This is a genomic window from Plantactinospora sp. ZYX-F-223, from assembly GCF_039649625.1.
In the GTDB taxonomy this organism is placed as follows: domain Bacteria; phylum Actinomycetota; class Actinomycetes; order Mycobacteriales; family Micromonosporaceae; genus Plantactinospora.
The window spans coordinates 1-1426 of record NZ_JBDJAV010000161.1 but is presented as its reverse complement, the minus strand read 5'-3'; the positions used below and the strand labels follow the sequence as shown (position 1 = coordinate 1426).

At 68.8% G+C, this 1426-nt stretch carries 1 protein-coding gene; it reads left to right on the top strand.

Annotated elements, in window-relative coordinates:
- Positions 1 to 183: 183 nt before the first annotated feature.
- Positions 184 to 1416: an IS701 family transposase gene (locus tag AAH979_RS42945; RefSeq protein WP_346263862.1), complete on the top strand. Its 1233-nt coding sequence runs from the start codon at positions 184 to 186 to the stop codon at positions 1414 to 1416.
- The last annotated feature ends 10 nt before the right edge of the window (positions 1417 to 1426 follow it).

Sequence of the window (1426 nt, the reverse complement as noted above, 5' to 3'; positions counted from 1 at the left end):
TACTCCAACGTCACTTGGCTTCGGCGTTGGGCGTGGCGCGGGCATAAGGACGGCCACCGCGTTGATCATCGATGGTTTGTGAGGACAACCGAAGATCGTGCGGTGGCCGTGTGCCACAGCGTAGACCCCGCCGGGTGGCGGGTCATCCTGGACGAGGCGGTGACGCGTGTCGCCGGCCGTTTCATGCGGGCGGAGCCACGTCGGACTGCCGGGCAGTTCGTGGAAGGGCTGCTGTCGGGCGTGGAACGCAAGACCTGCTGGTCCCTCGCGGAACGGGCAGGTCACGTCGATCCGCAGGCGATGCAGCGGCTGTTGCGCTCAGCGGTGTGGGACGCCGACGCCGTACGCGATGACGTGCGTGACTGGCTGATCGCCCAGCTCGGCCACCCCGACGCCGTTCTGGTCGCCGACGAGACCGGCTTCCTCAAGAAAGGCGTGTGCTCGGTCGGGGTCCAGCGGCAGTACACCGGCACCGCCGGCCGCATCGAGAACAGCCAGGTCGGGGTGTTCCTGGCCTACGTGTCACCCACGGGCCGGGCGATGATCGACCGGCGGCTCTACCTACCCGAGTCGAGTTGGTGCGACAAGCCCGAACGACTCGCCGCCGCCGGAGTGCCGGACGACGTCGGGTTCGCCACGAAGCCGGCCCTCGCCCGGCAGATGATCGCCGCCGCGTTGGACAACGGCGTGCCCGCCGGGTGGGTGACCGGCGACGAGGTCTACGGCGCCGACCCCAGGCTCCGCACTGACCTGGAACAGCGCGGGATCGGTTACGTCCTGGCCGTCGGCTGTGACCGTCGCGTGCGCGTCAACGACGGCCGCACCCTCGTGCGGGCTGACGAGGTCGCCGAGCGGATCCCCACCACCCAGTGGCAGACGCACAGTTGCGGGCCGGGCGCGAAAGGACCCCGCGACTACCTGTGGGCCTGGGTCATCACCGCCACCCGACCCGATGAACGCAGGTGGCTGCTCATCCGCCGCAACCGCACCAACGGCGAGCTGGCCTTCTACCTGTGCTGGTCCCCCAGACCGGTGCCGCTGCACACCCTCGTGACCGTGGCCGGCTCCCGCTGGAGCATCGAGGAACTGTTCCAAACCGGCAAAGGCCAGGTCGGCCTGGACCACTACCAGGTCCGCGGCTGGACCGGCTGGCACCGCTTCGTCACCCTGGCCATGCTCGCGCTGGCCGTCCTGACCATCCTCGCCGCCACGCAGCAACCCGACACCGACCCGGACATCATCGCGCTGACCGTCGCCGAGATCCGCCGACTCCTCAACGCCTTCGTCCTCACCCGACCGCTTCCACCAGCGCACACCCTGCACTGGTCAACCTGGCGACGAACATCCCAAGCCCGTGCCCGACGATCCCACTACCAGCGCAGACTTCATCACCACACCGGCCGGAAGATCAAGTGACGTTGGAGTA